The sequence below is a fragment of the Neiella marina genome (assembly GCF_002165625.1).
Taxonomy (GTDB): Bacteria; Pseudomonadota; Gammaproteobacteria; order Enterobacterales; family Neiellaceae; genus Neiella; species Neiella marina.
In genome coordinates this window covers 61,506-81,823 of record NZ_NGNS01000016.1, presented here as the reverse complement: position 1 = coordinate 81,823, position 20,318 = coordinate 61,506, and the positions used below count along the sequence as shown (strand labels likewise).

17 protein-coding genes and 1 riboswitch are annotated in these 20,318 nt (G+C 50.1%); of the genes, 10 read left to right on the top strand and 7 right to left on the bottom strand.

Annotated features, from left to right (window positions below):
- Positions 1 to 143 precede the first annotated feature (143 nt).
- Positions 144 to 422, bottom strand: a complete 279-nt coding sequence (locus CBE68_RS12710) for a DUF3624 domain-containing protein (protein WP_371870492.1) — start codon at positions 420 to 422, stop codon at positions 144 to 146.
- Between the two features lie 139 nt (positions 423 to 561).
- On the opposite strand from CBE68_RS12710, the gene dnaB reads away from it, so the two are divergent.
- The 3 genes from dnaB (at position 562) to CBE68_RS12695 (ending at position 3,610) form a co-directional block, all read left to right on the top strand.
- A complete protein-coding gene (dnaB, locus tag CBE68_RS12705) occupies positions 562 to 1,959 on the top strand; it encodes a replicative DNA helicase (RefSeq protein ID WP_087506470.1) in 1,398 nt (465 codons plus the stop codon).
- A 3-nt stretch (positions 1,960 to 1,962) separates the two neighbouring features.
- Positions 1,963 to 3,057 (top strand): alanine racemase, encoded by a 1,095-nt coding sequence (gene alr, locus CBE68_RS12700; RefSeq protein WP_087506469.1) that lies wholly within the window; start codon positions 1,963 to 1,965, stop codon positions 3,055 to 3,057.
- Between the two features lie 184 nt (positions 3,058 to 3,241).
- Positions 3,242 to 3,610, top strand: a complete 369-nt coding sequence (locus tag CBE68_RS12695) for a hypothetical protein (protein ID WP_087506468.1) — start codon at positions 3,242 to 3,244, stop codon at positions 3,608 to 3,610.
- An 86-nt stretch (positions 3,611 to 3,696) separates the two neighbouring features.
- Here the strand turns inward: CBE68_RS12695 and malZ are convergent, their stop codons facing one another.
- From malZ to CBE68_RS12665, 6 genes are all read right to left on the bottom strand, one after another.
- Positions 3,697 to 5,541, bottom strand: a complete 1,845-nt coding sequence (gene malZ, locus CBE68_RS12690) for a maltodextrin glucosidase (protein ID WP_087506467.1) — start codon at positions 5,539 to 5,541, stop codon at positions 3,697 to 3,699.
- A gap of 147 nt (positions 5,542 to 5,688) precedes the next feature.
- The gene (locus CBE68_RS12685; RefSeq protein WP_229744732.1) at positions 5,689 to 6,123 is read right to left on the bottom strand and encodes a secondary thiamine-phosphate synthase enzyme YjbQ; all 435 of its coding nucleotides are present in this window, start codon (positions 6,121 to 6,123) and stop codon (positions 5,689 to 5,691) included.
- Positions 6,113 to 6,577, bottom strand: a complete 465-nt coding sequence (locus CBE68_RS12680) for a chemotaxis protein CheX (protein ID WP_087506465.1) — start codon at positions 6,575 to 6,577, stop codon at positions 6,113 to 6,115. The genes CBE68_RS12685 and CBE68_RS12680 overlap by 11 nt, the downstream gene beginning before the upstream one ends.
- 175 nt (positions 6,578 to 6,752) lie before the next feature.
- Complete coding sequence (locus tag CBE68_RS12675) at positions 6,753 to 7,298, bottom strand: CBU_0592 family membrane protein (protein ID WP_087506464.1); 546 nt, start codon at positions 7,296 to 7,298, stop codon at positions 6,753 to 6,755.
- 2 nt (positions 7,299 to 7,300) lie between these two features.
- Positions 7,301 to 8,314: a substrate-binding periplasmic protein gene (locus CBE68_RS12670; RefSeq protein ID WP_087506463.1), complete on the bottom strand. Its 1,014-nt coding sequence runs from the start codon at positions 8,312 to 8,314 to the stop codon at positions 7,301 to 7,303.
- Positions 8,298 to 9,545: a hypothetical protein gene (locus tag CBE68_RS12665; RefSeq protein WP_087506462.1), complete on the bottom strand. Its 1,248-nt coding sequence runs from the start codon at positions 9,543 to 9,545 to the stop codon at positions 8,298 to 8,300. Before CBE68_RS12665 ends, CBE68_RS12670 begins: the two co-directional genes overlap by 17 nt.
- 466 nt (positions 9,546 to 10,011) lie before the next feature.
- Positions 10,012 to 10,125: riboswitch (guanidine-I (ykkC/yxkD leader) on the top strand.
- 141 nt (positions 10,126 to 10,266) lie between these two features.
- Here CBE68_RS12665 and CBE68_RS12660 point away from each other — a divergent pair.
- From CBE68_RS12660 to atzF, 7 genes are all read left to right on the top strand, one after another.
- Positions 10,267 to 11,340 carry a putative urea ABC transporter substrate-binding protein gene (locus CBE68_RS12660; protein WP_087506495.1) on the top strand — a complete coding sequence of 358 codons (1,074 nt, stop codon included), beginning with the start codon at positions 10,267 to 10,269 and terminating at the stop codon, positions 11,338 to 11,340.
- A 109-nt stretch (positions 11,341 to 11,449) separates the two neighbouring features.
- Positions 11,450 to 12,280: an ABC transporter permease gene (locus tag CBE68_RS12655; protein WP_087506461.1), complete on the top strand. Its 831-nt coding sequence runs from the start codon at positions 11,450 to 11,452 to the stop codon at positions 12,278 to 12,280.
- The gene (locus tag CBE68_RS12650; protein WP_087506460.1) at positions 12,273 to 13,085 is read left to right on the top strand and encodes an ABC transporter ATP-binding protein; all 813 of its coding nucleotides are present in this window, start codon (positions 12,273 to 12,275) and stop codon (positions 13,083 to 13,085) included. Before CBE68_RS12655 ends, CBE68_RS12650 begins: the two co-directional genes overlap by 8 nt.
- 41 nt (positions 13,086 to 13,126) lie before the next feature.
- A complete protein-coding gene (locus tag CBE68_RS12645) occupies positions 13,127 to 13,864 on the top strand; it encodes an urea amidolyase associated protein UAAP1 (protein WP_087506459.1) in 738 nt (245 codons plus the stop codon).
- An 11-nt stretch (positions 13,865 to 13,875) separates the two neighbouring features.
- Entirely contained in the window at positions 13,876 to 14,514 is a 639-nt protein-coding gene (locus CBE68_RS12640; protein WP_087506458.1) for an urea amidolyase associated protein UAAP2, read from the top strand.
- A gap of 256 nt (positions 14,515 to 14,770) precedes the next feature.
- Positions 14,771 to 18,415: an urea carboxylase gene (uca, locus tag CBE68_RS12635; RefSeq protein WP_087506457.1), complete on the top strand. Its 3,645-nt coding sequence runs from the start codon at positions 14,771 to 14,773 to the stop codon at positions 18,413 to 18,415.
- Positions 18,412 to 20,223 (top strand): allophanate hydrolase, encoded by a 1,812-nt coding sequence (gene atzF / locus CBE68_RS12630; protein WP_188708243.1) that lies wholly within the window; start codon positions 18,412 to 18,414, stop codon positions 20,221 to 20,223. The genes uca and atzF overlap by 4 nt, the downstream gene beginning before the upstream one ends.
- Positions 20,224 to 20,318 lie beyond the last annotated feature (95 nt).

Sequence of the window (20,318 nt, the reverse complement as noted above, 5' to 3'; positions counted from 1 at the left end):
TGTTTTATTGTTTTATCGGATAGAACTGTCGGGCTCACCATGAGTGAGCGGCGATAGTATACACGACTGCCAGCAACTACAGTGAACAATGGGATTGTCTCAGTGCATTAGTCGGTTGACTTGATTGCGCGTAATACCTGAGCCTAACCCGCTATTCTCCGAACAACCCAAACCACCAAGTGCAGCAATAGTAACCCAGTAAAAGCACCGCTAAAAAATAGCAAAGCGATCGACTCAACGGATTTCGGCGAGTCGGCGTATAGCCAGTACCATAGTGGCCAGCAAATTAAAGACAACAAGGAAAGCTGCAAAGCGCAGATTTTGCAACGCCCTAATTTACGCTTAAACACAGTGCTAATGCAGTCGTCACAGGCCAAGCTCAGTTTCCTTCGTGCAGTTACAAGCAATAATTGTTGGGCCATGGTAACCGTCATTATTGGTTGCCTCTAGTCATAGCTAATGTTTTATTGATCATCTGCCAGTTCACGCTTGTTGCGTGAAATCGGGTGACAGCCTCGGCGGTTTTGCCGATAATAATGGGCCGAATTCGATAGGTGTCCCATGGCTAGTACTCCGCAAAAGCAGCGTTCTCAAGATCGTCAGGTTGAATCCCTGAAAGTCCCGCCACATTCATTAGAAGCTGAGCAGTCTGTGCTTGGTGGTCTGATGCTGGACAATGAAGCTTGGGACCGAGTGGCTGAGAAAGTGGTTGCTCAGGACTTTTATCGCCGGCCTCATCAACTATTGTTCGAGACCATGGGGCGGCTGGCTGAATCAGGCAGCCCGATTGACCTAGTAACGTTGGCCGAAGCGCTGGAGAATGAAGGTGCATTGGATGATGTTGGTGGCTTCGCATATATCGCTGAAATCGCCAAAAACACGCCCAGTGCTTCTAATGTTGCTGCCTATGCAGAAATCGTTCGCGAACGGGCTGTGACTCGCGAAATGATCGGTGTCGCCAATGAGATAGCCGAAGCTGGTTTTGATCCGCAAGGCCGTAACGCTGCCGAGTTGCTCGACATGGCCGAAAGCAAAGTATTCAAAATTGCTGAGAGCCGGACCAACTCCAACGAAGGGCCGCAAAATCTCAATACCGTGTTAACCGCCACGGTGGAGAAAATCGAGCAGCTGTTCAATAATCCCCATGACGGTGTTACGGGTGTTGATACCGGCTATGCCGACCTCAATAAAATGACCGCCGGCCTGCAGTCATCGGATCTCATCATTGTTGCCGCCCGACCGTCGATGGGTAAAACCACATTCGCCATGAACCTCTGTGAACATGCGGCACTGACAGCCGATAAACCAGTGGTCATTTTCTCCCTCGAGATGCCTTCCGAACAAATCATGATGCGGATGTTGGCATCGTTGAGTCGCGTCGACCAAACCCGGATCCGGACCGGCCAGCTTGATGACGAAGATTGGGCGCGAATATCCGGCACCATGGGGATGATGGTCGAGCGCGGCAAACTTTACATTGACGACTCGTCGGGGCTTACGCCAACTGAGGTGCGTTCACGTTCGCGTCGTATTGCTCGTGAACATGGCGGCATTAGCATGATCATGGTTGATTACTTGCAGTTAATGCAGGTACCTGGCTTGAGTGAGAACCGAACCCTAGAGATTGCTGAAATCTCTCGCTCTCTGAAAGCCTTGGCGAAAGAACTAGAATGCCCTGTGGTTGCCTTATCGCAGCTGAACCGTTCATTGGAGCAGCGAGCTGACAAGCGCCCAGTGAACTCTGACTTGCGTGAATCGGGCTCTATTGAGCAGGATGCCGACTTAATCATGTTTATTTACCGCGATGAGGTATATCACGACGATAGTCCTGATAAAGGCACTGCGGAAATTATTATTGGTAAGCAGCGGAATGGTCCAATTGGCCGCATCCGGCTGACTTTCCAAGGCCAGTTCTCGCGGTTTGATAATTATGCCGGTGGCGGCATGTTAGAGGAGTAGCTCTTGGAAGTTGCTGTTGCCACCATTCACACCAGCGCCCTTGCGCATAACTTGGAGCAAGTGCGTAAGCACGCGCCGGGACACCCGGTGATGGTCATGCTTAAAGCCAATGCCTACGGCCATGGCTTGATTGAAAGTGCCCATGCTCTTCATACCGCAGATGCTTTCGGCGTGGCCCGGCTGCATGAAGCGGTGACGTTACGTGAAGCGGGCTTTCAGCATCGCATTGTGCTGCTTGAAGGCTTTTTTGAAGCCAAAGAATTGCCACTAATTGCCACCTTGCAGCTCGACGTCGTGGTGCATCAGCAGTGGCAACTTGAAGCACTTGAGTTGGTCGAAGACGGCGAGCTCGAACAACCCATTGCCGTTTGGTTAAAAGTTGATTCTGGCATGCATCGGATTGGCGTTGCGCCAGAGCTGACCGATGCCTACCTGCGACGTCTACAAAATTGTTTGGCGGTCCGCGCAGATATCAATTTGATGACCCACTTCGCTTGTGCTGACGACTTGCATTCGACCATGACCCAAAGTCAGTTGGCTACCTTTGAATCTTTGTATCCTAGTTTTTCAGAACATACTTTCGGTGGCGAGGTGTCGCTGGCCAACTCCGCTGCAATTATCGCCCATTCTGCCAGCCATCAAGGTTGGCTCAGACCGGGTATCATGTTGTATGGCGCAAGCCCGATGCAACATCGGCAAGCGAGCGATCATCAGCTGCAGGCGACCATGACGCTGAACAGTAAAGTCATTGCGGTACGAGAGTTAGCCGCTGGCGAGCCAGTTGGTTATGGCGCCAGATGGCGGACACCAAAAGCGACTAGAATTGCTGTTGTTGCCATGGGTTATGGCGATGGATATCCGCGTCATGCCGAAGATGGCACGCCTGTGATGATTAACAATCAGCGTTTTCCTTTGGCGGGGCGGGTGTCGATGGACATGCTCACGGTTGATATCGCCGATGCCGATGTTCGCGTTGGCGACCCTGTTGAACTGTGGGGCCAGCAGCTCTCTGCTGATGAGGTGGCACGATGTGCAGACACCATTGCTTATGAACTGTTTTGTGGCATGACCCGGCGAGTAAAATTTCGCTACTGTTAAATTTACTTGATAGCTAAAAATCGCTTCATCTTCACCGCTTCATTACCTTGTTCAGCTTTTGTTAATTTTTTGCCTGCTATTCTCTAAATCATTGCTAATCTTAGTTAAAGATAAATAAACTGCCTGACGCCAAGCGCTTAAATGGACTCAGGCTAGGTGATTCCATTTTTCACATAGGATATGAATGATGAAAGCATTGCTGTTAGGTCTAGGAGTGATGGTAGCTGGTACTGCTATGGCAAATGATGAGGCCCAGTTGACCGATGAGTTGGTTCAATTGGCTGCCGAAGCGAAGTACATCAGCATTGATTGCGATATACCGCTAGATAAAGACAAGTTCATCGATCTGACGAAGATTTATGCCTTTAATAACGGTTATGATCCCAAGACTGAAATCAACTGGGAATACGTAAAGCTTGAATCGCATAAACTTTACATGACGATGAAGAGTGATTTACCACACGCAGGCCAGGCCTGCGATAGCCTTACTGACAAGTTCAAAGATGCGCTTCCGGCCCTGCAGAAAAAGCCTGCATTGGATTTAGACATCTAAGCCCAGAGTTATCTTTATCAGCACAAAGGCCGAGCAATGCTCGGCCTTTTTCGTTGCTACAGGGGAGCTGTAGCACTCATCAGCTGTTACTGGCACAGAATCAAGGTGGCTGCATACCCAGATAGCAACAATTGTTGCTGGCTTAACTGACCGTCGCCAATCAGCGTCTCGATATGGCTGGCTTGATGATGCCAGCAAGACAAATCCAGATTGACCTCCAATGCTTGATTGCTGCGATTAATCGCTACGATTAACATCTGCTGCTCAACAATTCTGGCAAATACAAACACATCGCCTTGAGCATAGAGTGTCGCATAGGCCCCTCGTTGCAACGCTGGTAATCGATGGCGCAACGCAATCGTTTGCTGATACCAGCTTCTCAGCTCATGATGCCAGCTCGTTTCATCCCAGTTAAAACAGCGACGGCAATAAGGGTCATTGCCGCCGACTAATCCGATCTCATCACCATAATAAATACTCGGTACCCCGATATAGCTCATCAGCATTAATACTGCTTGCTTCATCGTTGGCAGATGCTCATTGACCAGGGTAAAAAAGCGTGCGGTATCGTGACTACCGAGCAAGTTAAATTGTGCTAATTGATGTTCAAACGCAATGCTGTTGCGAGCTTCAGCCAACCAGGCAGCAAACTCTTCGGCATCTAGGCGGCAGGGCTGATAGGCAACATCTTGATGTGCGAGGAATGCCCTGACTGGGGTGGCAAAACCAAAGTAGTTCATGGCTGCGTCTTCTTGGTCGCCTTGTAGCCAGCGGCTGGCCTCGAAGAAGTGCTCGCCCAGCACCATGGCGTTGGCGTTGGATTGTTTCACTGCTTGGCGAATTTGGCGCATGCGAGTGGCATTGTTTTTTGCCCCCGGACCATCGCCAAGCATGTGGATCACATCGAGGCGCCAACCATCAATATGATATGGCGCGTTGAGCCAATGCTGAATCACTCCTGATTTTGGGTTGCAGAAGTAGTCCTGCACTTGGGGGTTGCCCCAATCCAGTGTTGGTAGTGTTTTCGCACCTTTCCAGCAGCGGTAAGAGTCGGCATTGGCTTGGTCATAGAAATAGTAATAACTGCGTGTATCCGACGATGGCGTGAAGTAAGCGCCGCTGTTGTCGTGCTGTTGCCAGCGATCAAACCAAGGATGGGTTTCGGAAGTGTGATTGAACACAGCATCGAGTACGATTTTCATCTCACGTTGATGAATTTGTTGGCACAGATCGGCTAAGGCTGCGTTACCGCCAAAGTGCGGGTCAACGTTGAGGTAATCTTCGGTGTCGTATTTGTGGCTACTTGGTGAACTAAAGACTGGGTTGAGATATATCGCAGTGGCGCCAAGTTGCTGAATATAGTCGATACCCTGCTCAACGCCGATCAAATCACCACCATAAAAAGCGGCTTGATCACCCGTGGCTAAGATGTCATCTCCCCAAGGCATCGACTGAGTTGCAACTTCGCCGTGATAACGGTAAGCGTCCGTTTGCACATTGAGGCGTTGGTCGCCATTGCGGAAGCGCTCGGGAAACACCTGATAAAACACCTGACGGTGAATCCATTGCGGCGGATGATCGGCCAGCAGCCAGCGAAACTGATGTTCCCGTTTCGGAGCTCTTGGTCCTACGCCTGTGGTATCGAGCCATCGTTGGCGGTCGCCACAGATTGCTTTAAAACAATAGAGAAAAGTTGGTTCATGATCAGACAACGAGACATCAGCTGACCACCATTGCCAGCGCTCATCGACTTGCTCTTTAGTCATTGCCGTCAGCTGTTCTTCGTTGTCCGGTTCGGTGCGTAACCACAATTGGTCGACGTTCGCGTCCCGGGCCAATCGCAAGCGCACAGTCAACTGGCCACCGTCAGCATGGCGATATTCAGGCAAAGGATAGTGATACATGTTTGTTGGGTATGAAGCGGCAACCATGAGCAACAACCAAAGTCGATGTGATTAAGCCATTTTAGCGCAAGGTTGATGGCGGCGAGGGTTGCATTATTTGGTATTCAACAAACGAAATTTATTGTCTTCATTGGCACCGGCAAGGGGGAGAGCAGGTCTAAGCAAGCTGGTTTGCTAGCCTTGACCCTGAATGGTGATGATGACCGAGCGACCAGATGCATGATCGCGATGTTCGCCGAGGTAAATACCTTGCCAGGTTCCTAATCCTAAACGACCTGATTGAATGGGAATACTGACACTGGCGCCGAGTAGTGAAGCCTTGAGATGGGCAGGCATATCGTCCGGACCTTCGTAAGTGTGCTGATAATATGGCGCGTTTTCTGGCACCATCTGGTTGAAATGACGCTCAAAGTCACCTCGAACCGTTGGGTCAGCATTCTCATTTAAGGTCAATGACGCCGAACTATGGCGAATAAAGGCATGAAACAAACCGATGTTGATGCGGTGTAGCTCAGGAATGGCTGAAACCAGAGTGTCAGTGATCAGATGAAAGCCCCGCCGGTAGGGGCGAAGCTCGACTTGGGTTTGAAACCAGTGGCTATTTGTCAAAGCAGATCTCGATGTAGGCTTTGCCCGCATCACTAGTAAACGGCAAGATTAACTTTGGCCCTTTGGCCTTATGAGTAATGGTGTGTGCTGGGCCGGAGACTACGGCTGGAGTCGCCATATCGAATTCGTATCCCTTATCACCGAGTAGGTTTTTTGCTCCGCCTGTCACCATGTTGGTGATTTCGCCGACCATATCGGTTACTTCTTCATTAACACTGGTTGGGCGCTCGCCAAGCATACGTTGCATGATTTCAAAGGCGAGCTCTTGCTCGAAGCTAATGGAGAACGACCCTTTGGTTTGCGGGCCAATCATCCCAATCAAGCCTGAAACGTCCCCTCTGGCCACTTCATCTCGCTTTAAGCCCGGCTTACCTGGCGTTAGTTGCATATTCGCCATGGTGCCAAGAACATTTTGAAGCGATGTCAGAAAAGGGTTAACAAATTCAGCATTCATTGAGCAATATGTCCCTAAGTCTTTTTTGGGTAGATAGAGTTTTTTATCAGACCCTACGGATTCTAATACGAATTAAGTCTTTGACAACCGTTGGGTTGCAAGATTATGCAATGCTTTGTTGGGGGTCACAACTATGACTTTCGATGGCAAATTTCTACCATCTTGCTGGTGTTTATCATTGCTTTTTTGCTGTTAAGAAAGCTGTTAGTGAGATAAAACCCCAAACGACTTCAAGGCCAAACACTGGCCAGTTACCATCTTGGTATAGTTGAAACAATAAAATCCAAGCAGCATAGGTGTTTAGCAAGTAGTAGTGCTTCGGTAGTAAACGTTTGGCGGAAAACTTCCAATAGCCCAAACAAAAAGCCAATGTCGAACTCCAGCCCCAGATGGCGATACCTGACATTGAGCCGAGCAGCAATAAGCCGCTACCGGCAACAAACATGAATAAACAGCAAGCAAACAAAGCACGATTGCTAATGGGTAATTTGGGTAGCTGCCAAGATTTGATCGAAGCAAGGCTGACAATCAACCAGAACAAGTTGATCGCCACGGGCTGCCAAGACATTAATGCCATTGAACTAATCACCAGCGCCAACGCCGCTGCGGCATTGCAACAAAAGTAGATGCGATTGGCTGGTTGCCCTAGCACGCTAATTCGAGCATGGGCATACAAGTAACAAAGGGTACCAAACCAGCCAATTACCGACAGCATGCTCATGATTAATCGATCTCTATGTGCATATTGCGAATGTAGAGTGACTTACCAGCATGTGGGCCATTGGCAATATGGACCAACGAGTAGCGCATCATGCCATCAAAAATTTGTTCATTGTCGTGTGGCTGTAATACTACTGGATGCCATCTAAGTACCTCGCCTCGCGAGCCCTGCGGGATTACAAAGAACTGTTTGTCACCGTTATCAAGTAGCTCATAACCAGTGACAACCGGAAATCCTTCGGCGGCAACCAAGCGAACAAAACCAGAACCTTCAACCATGCGATTGCTGCTGAGAATTTCATCAAACAAACCTTGCGCCTTTAACGTCTTTAGGGCTTGATTGAATTGTTCGATAAAAGCTCGTCCTTCGACGCTGTTGGGCGCGACTAAATACACGTTGTTGTGGGCACGATGCTTATTCAGCACTTTAAATTCATGGGTTTTGTGGGGCATGTAGCGGCGAATCAAGTGCTTCGCAACTTGAATGCTAATCGGTAGGAGATCGATATCACCGTTGGCCAATGCCTCGAGCGCCAGTAACTCGCTGCTATAAATCTTTGCTTCGGGCAACAGCTCATCGAGTTGCTGACCATAGCTATAACCGGCAACACGACCATATTTCAGTGATTGATTGTCGGCCGCAGCGAGCTGGGCAACATCTTGGTGCCAACGCTCGGAATAAAACATGCCATTTTCCACTCGCATGAGTGGTTCAGAAAACAATGCCCGAGCCTGTCGATCGGGAGTTTTGAAAAACGGAAATGCGGCGGTAATGTCTCCCTCCGCTGCCATCTTAAAGCTGAAGTAGTAGTCGATGTGGTGCCATGATGGGCTGCGCTTCATCTCATACAGCACTAATTGCACAATGCGCTCGGCACTGCCCAAGTGTTGTTCGTCGCCGGTGACAAATGGTGGCCAAGGCGCAGTATAAATGGATTGTTGTTGAAGCGTCGCCGCTTGGGCCGGCAGGCTCCAACAACAAAGAATCAATAGCAGAAATTTAATGACGTTTGGCATACAGGTAGATAAAGAAAGCAAAGACAATAAAGAAGAAGCTGATGAGTAGCAGGTGGTCGGTCTCTAGAGTGGCTATCATGGTTAGAAATGATGACGGCGCCGAATCTCGGTACCCTAAAGTCGCGCTAGCAGTATAAGTTCGGCTGTATTCTGACAAGGTTATCGCTAAGTCAAATAAGCTGATAAAACCGATAGCGACCAGAATCAGATCGGTGTAATAGCTACTTTTCTCTTCCTGAGTGGATTGAATATCGTGAAGCCGGCTGGAACAAATGTCGATCAAACGCTCGGAGTTAGCAGTGACTTTGTCGAAATCCCACCCTTTTAAGATCTCATCAATAAGAATTTTTTTCTCGGGCTTTAGGTATTTACGAGCTTCCTGAAAGCTGCTGATATGCATCCGAGTAATGGCGCGAATCGCTGTTATTGCGGTTTTCGCCTGCTGCACGCTCTTTTCCAGGTAAGTTGTCGAAATGGTTTCGTAGAGGTTGCTATTGCAGATGTCTTGCACCGAGTAAACGTATTGCGCCGAGACCATGGCGGCAATTCGCATATCATTGAGCTCGACATTGGTATCAACAAACACATAGTTCAGCCACACCATGGAGACATCTGATTCGCCTGCAATAATTGCTGTGGCATCCTCCGGGCATGGGGTGTTGCTGAGCCATTCGGTGATCAAGTCGGCATGGCTTTGGCGCTGATGAGGTTGCAAGCGCAACGAGCGAGCACTCCAAAGTTGTTCTACTTCATCATCCGACCCAAATGGTTCATTGATATCAATAAAGCCTGAGAACTTGCCGATTGGCTCAAGATACTTAGGCGCCAGTTTGGCTGCCAGCAACTGTAATTGTGGCATTAAGTGCTGCTGGTAGTATTCGTTGATCAGCGTTGTGGTATGGTCCTGAACCCAATTTTCGAGATCGGTGTCGGGCAGTGTTTGTTCGTCAAACAACAGTTCGATGATGCTCACCGTATTGCTATACACATGGGCTGTTAGGCTAATTCCCTGCTGTTCAAAGCTATGCTTGATGCTAAACAGCTTGAGGCCGTCTCTATCATCCACTTTTAGTGATTTGTAAGCTTTCGCCGAACGTTGTTTGGAGATTTTTGCCTTTGGCAGTAACGACTTAATTGAATCAAGAAAGTCTTTGTATCCAGCGGTTTTTTCATTGACCCCTAGGCGAAGGTTCAAATGAGAGCGGATTGGGGTGATGGTTACTACTTGCATGGTTTTCTTCTTTACCAACTACTATCACGGCTCGAAGGCTACCATAAGGTGATTGTGAGTTGTTGATATGGCGATAATATTTGTTGGCGCGTCGGCAAAGTTAAGTGATTACCAGCTGGCGAATACTTTTGCTTGTGAAAACTGCAGCGTGATGGAACATACACTACTCGACCGCGCAGGGCTGTGGTTTTGCCTCAAGCATTATCATCAGAGTAACAGTGATACAGATTGACTCAATATTGGGCAAGGGTTAGTCAAAATTGCTTAATTTTGGTGCGTAGATCATCGCCACATCATCGCTTAAAAAACACCAATATAGTTTCTTGTCCTTGGCGTCGCTGAGTTTGGCGCATCTTTAATGCCTTGGCACAGGCTTTGCTGTTATCTCCTTAACGCATTAGAGAGAACTATCTCCGCTACCAACAAGTCGATGACTTGTCATGGACCAGCGTTGACCACAATTTGAAAAATAGACATCTAGGGTTCCGGCTGACTTCAAATCAGTGACTGGTCCGAGAGTTGTCAACCTCACCGCTTTATCGCAAATGGGGTCACACGGAGGGACAAAAGCCCGGGAGAACGACCTTAGGTCAAAGTTTCTCTCGTGCCACAAGTTTCTTTGGGTGAGCTCAATGCGCACATCCAAAATCGCAAAACCCAAATTGAACTAACAGCTATTGCCTGTTTGCGTAGCTCTAAAATAACCAAGGTGAGGTTAGCCATGTTGCAAGTCTTTCGTTCTGTAAAACGAGTTGCCGCCGTCGTTTCTATTTGTGCATTGACGATGTTCGGTACAGCTCAAGCCACTGAAAAAACTGAATTTAAATTAGCCTGGACCATTTATGTTGGTTGGATGCCGTGGGATTACGGTGCTGCATCCGGCATTGTTGATAAGTGGGCAGACAAATACGGCATCAAGATCGAAGTGGTACAGATCAACGACTATGTTGAGTCCATCAACCAGTTCACTGCAGGTCAGTTTGACGCCACCGTGATGACCAACATGGATGCTCTGACTATTCCCGCCGCCAGCGGTGTTGACTCTACAGCGTTAATCGTCGGTGATTTCTCTAACGGCAACGACGGTATCGTTCTCAAAGGCGAAAAGTCGCTCAAAGACATCAAAGGACAAAACGTTAATTTGGTCGAGCTAAGTGTCTCCCACTATCTGTTGGCTCGTGGTCTTGAATCAGTTGGCATGACAGAGCGTGATGTCACCGTGGTTAACACGTCGGATGCCGATTTGGTTGCAGCATTTACCACCAGCGGTGTGACTGCAGTGACCACTTGGAACCCGCTGCTAAGCGAAATCACGGCAATGCCAAAAACCAGTAAGGTATTTGATTCGTCGATGATTCCTGGCGAAATCATCGATTTGCTGGTGGTCAATACGGACACCCTGAAAGCCAACCCTAAGCTGGGCAAAGCCTTGACCGGTGCTTGGTATGAAATCATGGCCACTATGTCGGGTTCAGATGAAGCTGCGGTGAAGGCCAAAACTTTCATGGCCGAAGCCTCTGGTACTGATTTGATTGGCTACGAAGCGCAGTTAGCGTCCACCAAAATGTTCTACAAACCAGCTGATGCTGTTGCATTTACCAATAGTGCCAAGCTGACCGCCACCATGGAAAAGGTATCTGAATTCTCTTTCGAACATGGTTTGTTGGGTGAAGGTGCGCCGGACGCTGGCTTTATCGGCATTGAAACGCCAGCTGGCGTGTTTGGTGACAAAGGCAACATCAAGTTGCGCTTTGACCCAAGTTACATGGCGATGGCCGCCGAAGGTGCGCTGTAAACCCTGCCTGCTGTAACGCATTTTGATTTTGCTCGGCCACGTTGTGCCACATTGTGGCGTTGGCCGAGCTCAATCTGCCTGAACACCAAATATCGACCGTGAGGTGCCCATGACGCGCATCATCAATCGCCAACCCAATCGCTATGGCCGCATTGTGCTTGGGGTACTGCCATTTATTATCTTGCTGCTGCTGTACTTATCGGCATCCGATGCACGATTGGCAGAGAACCCCAATGACAAGTTGTTGCCAGCGTTTAGCAGTTTTGCCGAAGCCATTGAGCGAATGGCATTTGAGCCCAGCAAACGCACGGGTGAGTACCTGCTGTGGCAAGACACTCTCGCTAGTTTGTTGCGTTTGGCAATGGGGGTTGGCATTAGTGCCTTGATAGGGCTGTTGATTGGCATCGGTAACGGCATGGTGCCTTACATGCGCTCGCCGCTATCGCCTTTGGTAACAGCTTTGTCACTCATTCCGCCAATGGCAATTTTGCCGATTCTGTTTATCGTTTTTGGTTTGGGCGAGGTTTCCAAGGTGGTGCTAATTGTCATTGGTATTAGCCCCATCATTGTCCGAGATTTACAACTTCGCACCGATGCGCTGCCCAACGAGCAACTACTCAAAGCTCAGACGCTTGGTGGTAACAGTTGGCAGATTATTGTGCGAGTGGTATTGCCGCAAATCATGCCACGATTGATTGAAGCGATTCGCCTGACCTTAGGCAGTGCCTGGCTGTTTTTGATTGCAGCTGAAGCCATTGCCGCTACCGAGGGCTTGGGCTATCGCATCTTTCTGGTTCGGCGCTACCTGTCGATGGATGTCATTTTGCCTTACGTCCTTTGGATCACGGCGCTGGCATTTGCCATGGACTGGTCATTGAAGCGCTTGTCGCTACTCGCGTTCCCTTGGTATCACGCATCGAAGGGAGGCCGCGATGACTGATTCAATTATTGAGTTCAATAACGTCTGGAAAGAGTACGGCGACAACGTGGTGCTCGAACGGCTAAACCTGGGCGTCAAAGCAGGGGAATTTGTCAGCATTGTTGGTGCTTCCGGTTGTGGCAAAACGACGTTTCTCAACTTATTACTGGGCACGGAGCAAGCCACTCGCGGCGAGATTTTGCTCGATGGCCAACCGCTCAACCCAGAGCCGGGCATTGAGCGCGGTATTGTGTTCCAGCGCTATTCGGTGTTTCCGCACTTGACGGCATTGGAAAACTGCATGTTGGGTGATGAGTTTGCTGGTTCTTTGACGAGTTTATTGCTTGGCCGCTTGGCCGGAAAAGCAAAATCTGCTGCTCGCGAGCGTGCCATGAGCATGCTGGAAAAGGTTGGCCTGGCGAATGCCGCCAATCGTTATCCCAGTGAGTTATCTGGTGGTATGCAGCAGCGTTTGGCGATTGCCCAGGCTTTGCTCAAACAGCCTCGCATCTTGCTACTTGATGAGCCATTTGGCGCCCTCGATCCAGGGATTCGCAAAGACATGCATGGTTTGATTGGTGAACTGTGGCAGGAGCAACAACTCACTGTCTTTATGATCACCCATGATCTAAGTGAAGGCTTCCACCTCGGTAGTCGGCTCTGGGTGTTCGACAAACTGCGCCACGATCCACAAGCACCTGAGCGATTTGGTGCTCAAGTGACTTTTGACATTCCACTTCATCATGAACATTCATCCGCAGCGCAAATGGACCAACTGGCAACCTTGCCGGGAACGCCAAAAGCTGCGGTGCTAGCTGCGTCTTAACCGATAACAATCAAACGCGTAGCTGAGTTAGAGGATTTTTTATGGCCGATACAATTTTTACTGATGTGATACCGCCAGCGGCACACTGGTCGATGGTGGTTCCACAAGGGCATACCTTGGTGCTCACCGATCCCGATGGTGGCGCCAATCTGAGTATGTTGTTTTACAACCCCAATAATCTGCTAGAGCGCTACAATGCGCCAGATACCCTCAAGTGTCAGCATACCTTCAAACTGACCCAAGGGCATTGCCTGTACTCCGACATGGGCCGGGTATTTTGCTCGATTACTCGCGATGATACCGGTTGGATCGATTCCGTAGCGGGCGTTGCCAATAAAGCTAAGGTTGCCAGCAAATGGGGTAAGCGCGATTACCAGACTGATCGCAACAGCTGGAAGCAAAATGGTTATGACGCCCTGTTAGTTGAAGTTGCCAAATATGGCTTAGGTAAAAAAGACCTAGCGGCGAATTTAAACCTGTTCAGTAAAGTGCATACCGATGCTGAGGGCAATTTGCAGTTTGCCACTGGGCACAGCAAAGCTGGCAATGTCATTGAATTGCGCTTTGAGATGGACACCTTGGTGGTGTTTACAACCTGCCCTCATCCGATGAATCCAGCTACCGAATACCCTCGCCATTCGGTGCAACTCAGTATGGTCAAGTCGGCTGCTGTCGCTGATGACGATACGTGCCTTAATTCGCGACCAGAAAATGGTCGAGGCTTCGAGAACAACCGCCGTTATTTGGCTCATTCGGGCCATAGTACTGGCTGTTGTTAGGAGACAAGTCGATGATTAAAGAGAGTAACTTGCTCGCAGAACACGCAGTACAACGAGATGTGGTCGATGCCGGTGATTACTACATGAAAGTGGTCAAGGCCGGTCAGACAGTAAGAATTCTCGATCTGGAAGGCAATCAGGCAGCCGATACTTTGTTTTATAACGCCCACGATCCATCGGAGCGCTATAGCGCCATGGATACTATTCGAGAGCAGGGTAATGTCTATTTAACAGCAGGCACCGAGCTGCTATCCAATGAAGGTAACCTGATGTTGGAAATTGTCGCCGATACTTGCGGTCGACACGACACCTTGGGTGGTGCTTGCGCGACGGAAAGCAATACGGTGCGCTACGCCATCGACAAAAAATGCATGCATGCTTGTCGCGATAGCTGGCTTCTCGCAGTTGCGGAAAACGAGCAATTTGGCATGAGCAAGCGCGATATTACCCACAACATCAACTTCTTTATGAATGTGCCTATTACTGAGCAGGGTGGCTTAACCTTCGAAGACGGCATTAGTGGTGCGGGCAAGTATGTTGAGCTAAGAGCGGCGATGGATGTGATTGTGCTGCTATCGAACTGCCCACAGCTGAATAATCCCTGCAATGCTTACAACCCGACTCCGGTTGAAGTGCTGATCTGGGACTAATTGAAACAATGAACCAACTGGGCAGGGGACGACCCCGTTAAACGCCCGCTATTCATCTCGGGACGACCCGAAATAAAGACTCAAATTGAACAGCTGATACGCAGATTTCTAGCGGCAATGTTCGCCGTGTTGTTGAAGAGCTTCTCGCACAACAATATGACGGACATTGCCAAGCCAATCGAAGTTCCAAGTTCGCTGATGAAGTTGGATAGCGCTGGGTTAAACGTTGATCAAATTGAGCAAAGGTGAATGACCTATGTTTGCAAAAGTGCTGATTGCCAATCGCGGCGCGATTGCTTGTCGCATTATTCGGACGTTGCGAGCCATGAACGTCAAAAGCGTGGTGGTGTATGCCGAAGCTGACGCCGATAGTTTGCATGTCTCGCAAGCTGATGAAGCCTACTCCTTGGGTGATGGCGCAGCCGCTCAAACCTACCTTGATCAAGACAAGTTACTGGCCATCGCGGCTCAGTCTGGTGCCCAAGCGGTTCATCCCGGCTATGGTTTTCTGAGTGAAAATCCAACCTTCGTCGAGCGTTGTGAGCAGGCTGGGCTGGTCTTTCTCGGTCCCACTGCTGCCCAGATGAACGGCTTTGGCCTCAAGCATGAAGCGCGCGCGTTGGCCGAGCAAGCCTCGGTGCCGCTATTGCCGGGGACCGGATTACTCGACTCGCTAGAGCAAGCGCTAGCGCAAGCAGAGCAGATTGGCTATCCGGTGATGCTGAAAAGCACTGCCGGTGGCGGTGGCATTGGCATGCAACGCTGTGACACTGCTGATGAGTTGTGTGATAGCTACGAGTCGGTCAAGCGCTTGAGCGAAAACAATTTCGCCAATGCCGGTTTGTTTCTGGAGAAATTCATTCAGCACGCTCGCCATATCGAAGTACAGATCTTCGGCGATGGCCAAGGCGAGGTCGTTGCGTTAGGCGAGCGTGATTGTTCGGCACAACGTCGGAACCAGAAAGTCATCGAAGAAACCCCTGCGCCGCATTTGTCTGATGACACCCGCTCGGCCCTGCAACATACCGCGATTCGATTGGCGGCACAGGTCAACTACCGCAATGCGGGTACCGTTGAATTTGTGCTGGACCAACAAACAGAGCAGTTTTACTTTCTTGAAGTGAACACTCGCTTACAAGTAGAGCACGGCGTTACTGAGCAAGTGTTTGCCGTCGACTTAGTGCGCTGGATGATCGAGTTGGGGGCCGGTGAGCTCACGCCACTGGCCGAGTTAGCACCAACACTCAAACCTCAGGGGCATGCAATTCAGGTTCGTTTGTACGCCGAGGATGCCAACAAAAACTTTCAACCCTGTGCTGGCTTGCTCACTCAAGTTGATTTTCCAGCCACTGATGGCTTGCGCGTTGATCATTGGGTTGAGGCGGGGTTGGAAGTGTCACCCTTTTTTGATCCGATGCTGGCGAAGATCATCTTTACTGACGTCGACCGTCAGCAAGCGCTCCATGGCTTAGCCAACGCCCTTGCCGATACCAAGCTTTATGGCATTGAGCATAACTTGGGTTATTTGTCGCAACTGCTGGCCACTGAATTGGTGCAGCAAGGCAAGGTTCTCACTCGAAGCCTGAATGACTTCCATTACCAGCCAACAAGTGTCGATGTTGTCAGTGGCGGTACCCAAACCTCCATCCAAGACTATCCGGGGCGGGCCGGCTATTGGGATATCGGCGTGCCACCTTCGGGGCCGATGGATTCATTGACCTCGCGGTTGCTCAATCAGCTACTCGGCAATGACGAGTCTGACGCTGGCTTGGAAATGATCATCAGTGGCCCAACGCTCAGCTTTAACAGTGATAGCCAAATTGCCATTGGTGGTGCGGCGATCGATACCAAGTTAGATGGTCAAGTCATTGCACCTTGGACTGTGATTGACGTTGCCGCTGGCCAAACCCTCACTCTGGGTAAAATTAGCGGCGCTGGCGCTCGGAGCTATCTGGCCGTCGCCGGAGGGATTCAGTGCCCAGATTATCTAGGTAGTAAATCAACGTTCACCTTGGGCCAGTTTGGTGGCCATGGTGGCCGCGCTTTGCGTGCCGGTGATGTTTTGCATTTAGCTCAACAATACACGCCAAAGGCCGCGACCAGTAGCGCTATCGCAAAGCCGCCAATGATGACCCAAGATTGGTCCATTCGGGTGATATATGGCCCCCACGGAGCCCCTGACTTTTTCACCCAAGCCGATATTCAGGCATTTTTCGATGCCCAGTGGCAGGTTCATTTTAACTCGTCTCGAACTGGTGTGCGCTTGATTGGACCTAAACCACAGTGGGCTCGTAGTGATGGCGGTGAAGCAGGTCTGCACCCATCAAATATCCATGATAATGCTTATGCCGTTGGGACCATCGATTTTACCGGCGATATGCCGGTCATTTTAGGACCTGACGGTCCGAGCTTGGGTGGTTTTGTCTGCCCTGCCACCATTATCAAAGCCGATTTGTGGAAAATGGGGCAACTCAAGGCGGGCGACACCATTCGCTTTGTTCCTGTCAGCCATGAGCAAGCAGAACAGGCTGAGAAGCAGCAACTGTTAGCCATTGAAGAAGGGCGCTTTGAAGAAACCGAGTTGGACGCAGAGCCCTATTCGGCGGAACAACCGCTACCTTCGCCGATACTGAAAACCCTTGATGCTGCTTGTTATGGTGAGCAAGTGGTTTACCGACCCAGCGGTGAGGATTTTTTGCTGGTGGAATATGGCCCGCAAGTGCTCGATATTCGCCTGCGATTTCGCGTCCATGCCCTAATGCTGGCATTGCAGGAACAAGCCATTGAAGGCGTGCTTGAGCTCACCCCGGGTATTCGCTCGCTGCAAATTCACTACAACAATTTGCAGTTACCACAAGCCGATCTATTGGCTCAGTTAGAGCAAATCGAAATGGCGTTGGGCGATATTGACCAGCTGACTGTTCCTGCTCGAGTGGTTCACCTGCCATTGTCTTGGGACGATGAAGCGACCCGTTTAGCGATCAAAAAATACGATGAAGTGGTCCGCAAAAATGCCCCTTGGTGTCCCGACAATATTGAGTTTATTCGCCGTATTAATGGTTTGGATTCAGTCGATGAGGTCAAGCAAATTGTCTTCGATGCCAACTATTTGGTGATGGGATTAGGCGACGTGTACTTAGGGGCGCCGGTGGCAACGCCGATGGATCCGCGACATCGTTTGGTGACTACCAAATACAATCCCGCCCGCACCTGGACACCGGAGAATGCAGTTGGGATCGGTGGTGCTTATTTGTGTGTCTATGGCATGGAAGGGCCGGGCGGCTATCAGTTTGTCGGCCGCACCATGCAAATGTGGAATCGCTACCGGACTACCGAAGCATTCAGTAAACCTTGGCTACTGCGATTTTTCGATCAAATCAAATTCTATGAAGTCAGTGCCGATGAGCTATTGACCATCCGCCAGCAGCATCCGCGTGGTCAGCATCCGGTGAAAATTGAACAGACCGAGTTTTCGCTGGCCGATTATCAGGCCATGCTCGATGCCAATCAGCCACAAATTCAGCAGTTTAAAACCAAACAGCAACAAGCGTTTGAAGCGGAGCGGCAGCGTTGGATTGACAGTGGTGACGCCAATTTTGAGGCCGAGACAATTGGCCAAACTGAAGCCAGCGACGATCAACTTAACGACGGCGAACAAGCCGTTGAAAGTCATGTGGCAGGCAATATCTGGCAAGTGTTGGTGAAGCCCGGTGATGTGGTTAAAGCAGGACAAGTATTGATGATTTTAGAAGCGATGAAGATGGAATTGGAAGTAACGGCGCCGAGCGATGGTGTCGTCGTCAATCTGACACAACAAGCTGGCGCGCAAGTCCACGCCGGTCAGCGTTTGCTGGTGATATCTGAAACTGAGCAGACTGTTGCAACGGAGGTTGGACAATGAGTGAACTGAATCTGGCCACTGTCAGTGGTGTACTTGCCGCTTATGCCGAGGGCAAGATTAAGCCTGCGACGTTTTTGCAGCAAAAGCTCGATGATGCTCGCGCAGATAATAATAATTGCTGGCTCAGTCTGCTCAGTGACGAGCAGTTATCGGCCTACGTTGCAGCCTTGGAGGATAAATCGGCCGCTGATCTGCCTCTCTATGGTGTGCCATTTGCCATTAAAGACAACATTGATTTAGCTGATCTGCCAACGACTGCCGGCTGCAAAGAATACAGCTATCAACCGACCGAATCGGCGTTTGTTGTGGCGCAATTAATTGCTGCAGGCGCGGTGCCATTGGGTAAAACTAATCTTGATCAATTTGCTACTGGCTTGGTCGGAACACGTTCACCTTGGGGCGCGGTCAGCAATAGTTTTGATGCCAGTTATATCTCAGGTGGCTCCAGCTCAGGCAGCGCCGTGAGTGTTGCCACCGGTCAGGTGTGTTTCTCGTTGGGGACCGACACCGCGGGCTCTGGGCGAGTTCCCGCCGCTTTTAACAACATTGTTGGCATGAAAGCGAGCAAGGGCCGCTTGAGTTGCTCGGGCGTGGTGCCCGCTTGTAAGAGCCTCGACTGTGTGACGCTATTTGCCCACACCACCGATGACATTGAACGATTGCTGGCCATTGCTGGTGCGTATGACGGCAATGACTGCTACGCCAGACCACTGCCATCAACGAGCGAGAGCTATCTGCCGCAACAAGGCTTAGCTGGTAAGACTCTCGGGGTACCTAAGGCCAGTCAGTTGGCGTTCTTTGGTAATGAGTCGGCATCTGAGCTGTTCGCCGAATCGTTGCAACAGTTGAGTCAGCAAGGTGCAACCTTGGTCGAGATCGACTTTGAACCATTTTTACAAGCGGCCAAACTGCTGTATGAAGGGCCATGGGTGGCTGAGCGCTATGCTGCTATCCAGTCGTTTTTTGAAGCAGACAGCAGCCGTTGCCTACCAGTGATCGAAACCATCATCGGTGGTGCGCAAGGCAAAACCGCGGTTGATGCATTTAACGCTATGTATAAATTGCAAGCCTATAAGGTGCAATGCGATGCCATCTTGGCTAAATTCGACGCCATCGTCACCCCCACTGCCGGCACTATCTACACGATTGACGAGGTCAACGCCGACCCCATTACGTTGAACTCGAATATCGGCTACTACACCAACTTCATGAACCTCCTCGACTATGCTGCGGTTGCCGTGCCTGCTGGATTTCAAACGACGGGGTTGCCGTTTGGCATCACATTGTTTGCTGATGCTTGGCAGGATGGCGCGCTGCTGAGTATGGCGGGGCAGTTACAGCAAGCCTATGGCTTCAATTTGGGCGCAACCGAGATGGCCTTGCCGCCGTTAGCTGAGCAAGCTGAAGCTACTGCAGAAATGGTTGAGCTGGTGGTCTGTGGTGCTCACTTGCAAGGTTTACCGCTCAATCACCAATTGCTGGACCGAGGTGCCACCCTACTGGAGCAAACCGCCACCTCTGCCAATTACCGTTTCTATGCGTTGGCCGGTGGACCGCCATTTCGTCCTGGTTTGATTCGAGATGAAGCAAACGGTGCCGCGATTGCCGTGGAAGTCTGGCAAATGCCGCTGGCGCATTTGGGCAGTTTCCTCGCAGGTATTCCACAGCCACTGGGTTTAGGAAAAGTAGAGCTGGCCGACGGTCGTTGGTGTGTCAGCTTTATTTGTGAAAGCTATGCCATTGAGTCCGCAACTGAGATAACCCACTTTGGCTGTTGGCGTCGTTACCTGGAAAAACAAGCGAACTAGTCGATAGTCTAATTTCATCAAAAAGCTCGATCATCCGATCGAGCTTTTTTGTTTGACTCCCCAACTTGCCGTGATGAACTAAATTTATCCAATAG

Coding starts and splice junctions, on each gene's coding strand:
- CBE68_RS12710 (WP_371870492.1), bottom strand. CDS start 422: ATGGCCCAACAATTATTGCTTGTAACTGCACGAAGGAAACTGAGCTTG.
- dnaB (WP_087506470.1), top strand. CDS start 562: ATGGCTAGTACTCCGCAAAAGCAGCGTTCTCAAGATCGTCAGGTTGAA.
- CBE68_RS12695 (WP_087506468.1), top strand. CDS start 3,242: ATGATGAAAGCATTGCTGTTAGGTCTAGGAGTGATGGTAGCTGGTACT.
- malZ (WP_087506467.1), bottom strand. CDS start 5,541: ATGGTTGCCGCTTCATACCCAACAAACATGTATCACTATCCTTTGCCT.
- CBE68_RS12680 (WP_087506465.1), bottom strand. CDS start 6,577: ATGAATGCTGAATTTGTTAACCCTTTTCTGACATCGCTTCAAAATGTT.
- CBE68_RS12675 (WP_087506464.1), bottom strand. CDS start 7,298: ATGAGCATGCTGTCGGTAATTGGCTGGTTTGGTACCCTTTGTTACTTG.
- CBE68_RS12670 (WP_087506463.1), bottom strand. CDS start 8,314: ATGCCAAACGTCATTAAATTTCTGCTATTGATTCTTTGTTGTTGGAGC.
- CBE68_RS12665 (WP_087506462.1), bottom strand. CDS start 9,545: ATGCAAGTAGTAACCATCACCCCAATCCGCTCTCATTTGAACCTTCGC.
- CBE68_RS12660 (WP_087506495.1), top strand. CDS start 10,267: ATGTTGCAAGTCTTTCGTTCTGTAAAACGAGTTGCCGCCGTCGTTTCT.
- CBE68_RS12655 (WP_087506461.1), top strand. CDS start 11,450: ATGACGCGCATCATCAATCGCCAACCCAATCGCTATGGCCGCATTGTG.
- CBE68_RS12650 (WP_087506460.1), top strand. CDS start 12,273: ATGACTGATTCAATTATTGAGTTCAATAACGTCTGGAAAGAGTACGGC.
- CBE68_RS12645 (WP_087506459.1), top strand. CDS start 13,127: ATGGCCGATACAATTTTTACTGATGTGATACCGCCAGCGGCACACTGG.
- CBE68_RS12640 (WP_087506458.1), top strand. CDS start 13,876: ATGATTAAAGAGAGTAACTTGCTCGCAGAACACGCAGTACAACGAGAT.
- uca (WP_087506457.1), top strand. CDS start 14,771: ATGTTTGCAAAAGTGCTGATTGCCAATCGCGGCGCGATTGCTTGTCGC.
- atzF (WP_188708243.1), top strand. CDS start 18,412: ATGAGTGAACTGAATCTGGCCACTGTCAGTGGTGTACTTGCCGCTTAT.